Here is a 6590-nt window from a genome sequence, read left to right as displayed (position 1 = left end):
GAGACGGGGAACGCGCGGGTGGGGCGCGGTGGTGGAGGGACAGTGGAGCGGACGGACGGGCAGAGGCCCAGAGGTCGGTCGACAGAGAAACGACGACGGCGCGACCCGTGGGTCGCGCCGTCGATACACCTGATGGTCGAGGAGGTCAGTCCTGCTCGAAACGCCTCCGGAACCGCTCTTCCATGCGGTTGGTGAAGCCACCACCCGAGGACTTCTTGCCGCCGCGGGAACTTCGACCGGTCTTTCCGGAACCGGAACTACCGCCCGTCGCCCCTGGAGTCGACGACCGACGACCGCCGAGGAGCAACAGGACTCCGGCGGCGAACATCACGAGGAACCCGAGCAGACTGATGATCGGGAAGCCGCCCGGCTTGAGCGGCAGGGCAACGCCGGCGATCAACAGCGTCAGGCCCAACACGAACAAGGCGCCGGCCTGCAGCCGCCGCCGGTTCGACGCCATCCCCAACCGGCTGCCACGCACGGTCGAGGCGAACTTGGGATCCTCAGCATAGAGCGCGCTCTCGATCTGGTCGAGCATGCGCTGCTCGTGCTCGGAGAGTGGCACGGTACCTCCCCCGGCACTAAACGGTGGCCACCGGATCCGTGGGGCGAATCCGGCGGGGGGCCGTCCGTACGGCCGCCTGAGTCAATAATACGAGCAGATGTCGCTGTGGACCACAAACTCCACACGTGAGTTCGATCCCCTCTTCGGCGAAGGCCCTCGTGAGGGGGCGAAAGTCACCCACCGACACCGACCTCCGGCTCTGCTTCGGCGTCGAGATAACCCTCCACGTCGTGCAGGAAGTGCCCCACCTCGTCGTAGAACGCACCGGATTCGTCGGCTCCCACCGCCTGCGCGACCCCCGCCTCGACCGCAGTGCGGGTGGCGGAACGATCGGCGAAGTAGTCGGCCCAGACGGCGAAGGACTCGTCGGCGCGCGCCATGAGTGCCCATGCGTTGCGCGTGGCGGGGCGGCGGGGCCGTATCCCGGAGCGCAGCTCCGCGGCGGCGACCACCGCACCGGCACCGCGCAGCGCTGCCAGATAGGCGAGGCGGAACCGCTCGCCCGGATCGCCGGCACCGGCGGCACCCGAGAGCAGATCGTCGGCCTTGCGCAACAGCGTCGCCGCGCGCGCCGAGGTGGCATGGTCGATGCATGCGGACGGTCCGAGCGTGGGAGACGTCCGACGCGGGCCTCGACTCGCGACCTGACCGTTGGCCATGTTCACGCACCTCCTCGGCGTGGTCTCACCACTCGTTACAACGAGCGGTATCCGGTGGCATTCCCGCCGAAACGCCGAGGAACGGAGATCACTGTCCTCGAGTGAGGCCCGACACGGACGCCGAGCGGGAGACCCCAGGGTGATCCGGGGATGTTCGCTTCCCTCGAACATCCCCGGATCACCGGTGTCGAACATGCGTTCGACGTATTCAATATAGCTGGACCCACCGACAACCCGTCAAGAGAAAGCGGCCACGTCATCCCGAACGATCAGCGAGACCCGAGCACCTCCGACGCAGCGCGAGCCACCCGAACGAGTCACGCATGACCACCGACCCCCGCCACGACGCCCCGATCCTCACCGAACTCTCCCCCGCGGACTTCCGTGCGCGCCTGCCCCAGCTGCTGGCCGTCTACGTCGCGGCGATGCGGTATCCCCGCGGCACGGAGTACCACCGCGCGCCGATGTGGTCCGAGCATTCGGCCCGCGCGGGATGGCAGGCGTTCGCCGCGAGTCTCCCCGAGGATCTGGACACCGTCGTCGGAATCGCGTACGGCTATCGGGGCGACACCCGCCAGTGGTGGAACCAGCAGGTGCGCGCCGGCATGCGCCATTCGGGACGGTCCCCCGAGGAGATCGATCGCGTCCTCTCCGACTACTTCGAGCTCACCGAACTGCACGTCCGACCCGACATGCAGGGTCGTCGCATCGGTGAACTGCTCCTGTCGGCGCTGCTGCGGGAACGCACCGAAGCGGCCGTACTGCTGTCGACCCCCGAGGTGCCGGGCGAGGACAACCGGGCGTGGCGGCTGTACCGTCGGTTCGGATTCCAGGATGTCGTCCGCCGGTTCGTCTTCACCGGCGACGCCCGCCCGTTCGCGGTCCTCGGCAGGAGCCTGCCCCTCGAGCCGGACCTCGTTCCGCACCACCACCACACGATCGACGATCCGGACGGAAGCGGTACCCCATGAACTCCACACTCGACGTCGTCGTCGTCGGCTCGGGCCACAACGCCCTGGTCTCCGCGTGTTATCTCGCCCGCGACGGATGGTCGGTGGAGGTCCTCGAACGTGACACCGTGCCGGGCGGCGCCGTCTCCACCGTCGAACGTTTCCCCGGATATGCCGTCGACCGGGGTTCCTCGGCGCACATCATGGTGCGCCATTCGGGGATCGTCGAGGAACTCGATCTCGCCGCCCACGGCCTGCGCTACATCGACTGCGACCCGTGGGCGTACGCGCCGCCGCCGGCGGACTCCGATCGTCCCGGCATCGTCTTCCACCGCGATCTCGACCGGACCTGCGCCTCCGTCGAGGCCGCCTGCGGACGTCGCGAGGCCGACGCGTACCGCCGCTTCGTGCAGGACTGGGGCCCGCGCAGCGCGGCGGTGATGAAGTCGTTCACCCGTCCCCCGACCGGCCGGCACCTGCTGTCGTCGTTCTGGGGACTCGACGCCGGTGAGGGCGGCAGCGCCCTGTCCCGCCGGTTCCTCACCACCGGCGACAGCCTGCTCGACGAGTACTTCGACGACGAGCCCCTCAAGGCGGCCCTCGCCTGGTTCGGCGCGCAGTCCGGGCCGCCCATGTCCGAGCCCGGCACCGCGGCGATGGTGGGCTTCGCCGCCCTCATGCACACCCTGCCTCCGGGTCGCGCCATCGGTGGGAGCGGCGCGCTCACCCAGGCCCTGCTGTCGCGGCTGCGGTCCGACGGCGGCACGGTGACCTGCGGCGACGCCGCCACCGAGATCCGCCGGACCGGCGATGTGTGGACCGTGCGCACCGAATCGGGACGCTCGGTGCGGACCCGCACGGTCGTCGCCGGATGCCACGTGCTGACCACGCTGGATCTGCTCGACCGCGGCGGATACGACCGCGACCGGCTCGAGGGCTGGCGTCGCAGCATGCGGGTCGGCCCGGGCATCGGCATGGTCCTGCGGCTCGGCACCGACTCGCTGCCCCGCTACCGCGGCTGCGACGAACCCGAACTGACGACCTCCGGTCTGCAACTGCTCGTCGACGACCGCGCCGATCTGCGCGCCGCGCACGGTGCCGCGACGGCGGGAGACCTGCCGCCGCGACCGGCCGTCCTCGCGATGAGCTTCTCCGCCCTCGACCCGACGATCGCACCCGACGGCAAGCACCAGATCACGCTGTGGTCCCAGTGGCATCCGTACTCGCTGCGCGGCGGACGTCGCTGGGCGGACATCGCCGGCGCCGAGACCGACCGCATCCTTGCCGAGATGGAGACGCGCTCTCCCGGATTCACCGCAAGCGTGGAGCACCGCCACGTGCAGACCCCCGCGGACATCGAGAGCGAACTCGGCCTGCTCGGCGGCAACGTCATGCACGTGGAGATGTCGCTGGACCAGATGTTCCTGTGGCGGCCGCTTCCGGAGCTGTCCGGCTATCGGGTGCCCGACGCGCCCGGCCTCTATCTCACCGGCGCCTCGACCCATCCCGGTGGTGGTGTCTCCGGTGCGAGCGGCCGCAACGCCGCCCGGGTCGCCCTCGCCGACGCCAAGGGCAGTCTCGTGGACCGCGTGAAGGGCTGGGTGTCGCGGTGACCGACACCCGCGTCCCCGCACCGCCCCGACCGGCCCGGTGGCGGACGATCCTTCCGATCGTCCCGGCCGTCGCCGCGGTCCTCGCCCAGATCGCCTATCCCCTCACCGAGGGCGGCGCCCGGGACGCCGCGACCGTCGCGGTCGTCACGCTGCTCACCGCCGCCTGCCTCGTCCACGCCGCGTCGAACCGCGGCCTCACCTTCGCCGTCGTCCTGTTCGTCAGCTCGGCGGGCATCGGATATCTGTCCGAGGTGGTCGGCACGATGACCGGCTATCCCTACGGTTGCTACAGCTATGTCACCGACCGGCTCGGCCCGGCCGCACTCGACGTCCCGCTGGTGGTGCCGCTGGCGTGGTCGGCGGGTCTGTACCCCGTCTGGTGCGTGGCCTCCCGCCTCGTCCGCAACGGTCCCGGCCGGGTCGCGGCGGTCACCGTCGGCATGCTCGGCTGGGATCTCTATCTCGACCCCCAGATGGTGGCGGACGGGCACTGGTCGTGGTGCAACGCCGGCGGCCTGCCCGGCATCGAGCACATCCCGCTCACCAACTACGTGGGCTGGCTCCTCGTCGCCGCGATCATGGCCACCGTGCTCGTGCTCGTCGACTCCCGTTCGGACCGTGCCGACACGCCCCGGCACGATGCCGTGCCCATCGCGCTGTTCCTGTGGACGTGGCTCGGTTCGGCCCTCGCCCACAGCGTCTTCCTCGACGCTCCCGAACTCCGCTACTCCGCGGTGTACGGGTTGCTCGTCATGGGGGTCCTGGGTGTTCCCCTGCTGGTCTCGCTCGTCCGGTCGTGGCGCGGAAGCGCGTCCGGTCCCGGAGCCGACGAGGCACGACTCGCCGCGAGCGACCCGAAGAACCGACGAGGATGACCGTGCCTGGCACCATGTTCTCCGTGCAGTCGTCCAACCTGTCCGTCCGCCGTCGTGTCGTCGCGGTCGTGGGGCTCGTCCTCCTCGGCCTCCCGCTCCTCACCGGCTGCCTGCGCGTGCAGGCGACGATGGGGATCTCCTCCGACGACCGTGTGTCGGGGCAGATCGTCGCCGCGACCATCCCCGCCGACGAGAACGATCCCGGTCCCGAGCTCACCGCTCCCTCGGCCCTGGCCGGGAAGGTGCGGGTGCAGGAGTACTCGCAGGACGGCTACGTCGGGAGCCAGGTCTTCTTCAACGACCTCACCTTCGGCGACGTCCAGCAGCTCGCCACGATGTCCGATCAGAGCGCCGGCATGTTCCAGCTCAACCTGCAGCGCTCCGGCGATCTGGTGGCCCTGAACGGACGCGTGGATCTCGAGTCCGCTCCCACCCAGGGCACCGACGTGCAGTTCACCATCGCGTTCCCCGCCCGGGTGGCGACCACCAACGGCACCCGCGAGTCGGATTCGGTCGTGACCTGGAAGCTTCCGGCCGGCGAGGTGAGCACCCTCCGCGCGGAGGTGCGCTACGCCGATCCCAACACGCGCGGTTTCGCGGGCTGGGCCGGAATCATGGCCGGCGGCGCCTTCGGTGTCACGCTGATCATCGCCGGCGCGGCCTGGTTCACCCGCAATCCCGCGCCGCAGTGGTCGTCGGCGAACGGGACGCGGTCCTGACCCGCCTTCCGCGCGACCCGTCCCCCGGTCTCACGCGACTCGTCGCCGGTGGCGCTCTCCTCGCCTCCTACGGCGCGGCCGTTGCCGTCGCGAACCGCGTCTCGCTCCCCCGTCTCGTGCCGGGACCGGTGGTCGACGAGCAGGTCACCGTCGTCGTCCCCGCCCGCGACGAGGCTCCCCGCATCGGCGCGATCGTCTCCGACCTGCGGGCACAGACAGGACTGCGCGCGCTGCGCGTGGTGATCCTCGACGACGACTCATCCGATGGCACCGTCGATGTGGCCGGGGCCGCCGCCGAGGGCGACGAGCGCATCACCGTCGTCCGGTCGACACAGCCGCCTCCCGAGGGATGGACCGGGAAGGCGGCCGCGTGTGCCGCAGCCGTCGCCCACGCCGGAACGGCAGCCGACAGCGGCGTCATCGTGTTCGTCGACGCGGACGTCCGGCTCGCACCCGACGCGCTCGCCGCCGCCGTCGCTCTGCTGCGCCGCCAGGATGCCGCGCTCGTCTCGCCGTTCCCGTACCAGCTCGCCGGGTCGGTGCTCGAACGGCTCGTGCAGCCGCTGCTGTTCTGGTCGTGGTTCTCGGTGCTGCCCGTCGCCGTCTCGCACCGCACCCATCGGCCGTCGATGGCGGTCGCGTGCGGGCAGCTCCTCGTCTTCGACGCGCGTGCCTACGCGGCGATCGGCGGCCACGCTGCGGTCGCGGCGAGTCCCACGGAGGATCTGGACCTGGCCCGGGCACTGCGTCGCGCCGGACTGCGTACGACGGTCGCGGCCGCGGGCGGGCTGGCGTCGTGCCGGATGTACGACGGGCCCCGCCCGCTGATCGGCGGTTACACCCGCTGGTTGTGGTCGGCGTTCGGCTCCCCCACCGGCGCGGCGGCGGTGGTCGCGCTGTATCTCCTCGCCTATCTCGTGCCCCCGGCCGCAGTGCTGCTCGGCGAGGGGCGGACGCGGCGCTGGGGCGTGGCCGGTACCGCCGCGGGCATGGCGTCACGGCTCCTTGCGCGCGCCACCGAACGGGGAGGACGCCGGCACCCGCACGCTCCGGACCGTCCCGTCGACGACCTGCTGGACGCCGCGGCACACCCCGCATCGGTCCTGGCCTTCGGTGCGCTCACGGCGTCGTCGATCCGAGCCCGGCGCAGCGGACGCGCGGCGTGGAAGGCCCGCGTCCTGCCCTGACCCCCAGCCGGGGCGGGACGGA

Annotated in this window: 7 protein-coding genes; 5 read left to right on the top strand and 2 right to left on the bottom strand. The window is 71.2% G+C overall.

Features of this window, described 5'->3' with window-relative positions:
* Positions 1 to 145 precede the first annotated feature (145 nt).
* Both B9C99_RS06300 and B9C99_RS06295 read right to left on the bottom strand, forming a co-directional pair.
* Positions 146 to 565 carry a DUF3040 domain-containing protein gene (locus B9C99_RS06300; protein ID WP_088897283.1) on the bottom strand — a complete coding sequence of 140 codons (420 nt, stop codon included), beginning with the start codon at positions 563 to 565 and terminating at the stop codon, positions 146 to 148.
* Positions 566 to 738: 173 nt separating this feature from the next.
* Complete coding sequence (locus B9C99_RS06295; RefSeq protein WP_006554150.1) at positions 739 to 1224, bottom strand: SAV_6107 family HEPN domain-containing protein; 486 nt, start codon at positions 1222 to 1224, stop codon at positions 739 to 741.
* A gap of 323 nt (positions 1225 to 1547) precedes the next feature.
* Between B9C99_RS06295 and B9C99_RS06290 the strand changes: the two genes are divergently transcribed.
* Genes B9C99_RS06290 through B9C99_RS06270 form a run of 5 tightly spaced genes read left to right on the top strand, consistent with a single transcriptional unit; the run spans position 1548 to position 6568 of the window.
* Complete coding sequence (locus B9C99_RS06290) at positions 1548 to 2195, top strand: GNAT family N-acetyltransferase (RefSeq protein ID WP_088897282.1); 648 nt, start codon at positions 1548 to 1550, stop codon at positions 2193 to 2195.
* Entirely contained in the window at positions 2192 to 3787 is a 1596-nt protein-coding gene (locus tag B9C99_RS06285) for an NAD(P)/FAD-dependent oxidoreductase (protein WP_088897281.1), read from the top strand. The genes B9C99_RS06290 and B9C99_RS06285 overlap by 4 nt, the downstream gene beginning before the upstream one ends.
* On the top strand, positions 3784 to 4662 hold the full coding sequence (locus tag B9C99_RS06280; RefSeq protein ID WP_016693819.1) for a carotenoid biosynthesis protein: 879 nt from the start codon (positions 3784 to 3786) through the stop codon (positions 4660 to 4662). The genes B9C99_RS06285 and B9C99_RS06280 overlap by 4 nt, the downstream gene beginning before the upstream one ends.
* Positions 4659 to 5381: a DUF3153 domain-containing protein gene (locus tag B9C99_RS06275; protein WP_016693820.1), complete on the top strand. Its 723-nt coding sequence runs from the start codon at positions 4659 to 4661 to the stop codon at positions 5379 to 5381. The genes B9C99_RS06280 and B9C99_RS06275 overlap by 4 nt, the downstream gene beginning before the upstream one ends.
* Entirely contained in the window at positions 5351 to 6568 is a 1218-nt protein-coding gene (locus B9C99_RS06270) for a glycosyltransferase (protein ID WP_088897280.1), read from the top strand. The genes B9C99_RS06275 and B9C99_RS06270 overlap by 31 nt, the downstream gene beginning before the upstream one ends.
* Positions 6569 to 6590 lie beyond the last annotated feature (22 nt).

The sequence above is a fragment of the Rhodococcus sp. BUPNP1 genome (assembly GCF_002215235.1).
GTDB lineage: Bacteria > Actinomycetota > Actinomycetes > Mycobacteriales > Mycobacteriaceae > Rhodococcus.
The sequence above is the reverse complement of the archived record's forward strand: the minus strand, read 5'-3'. Positions and strand labels throughout refer to the sequence as shown.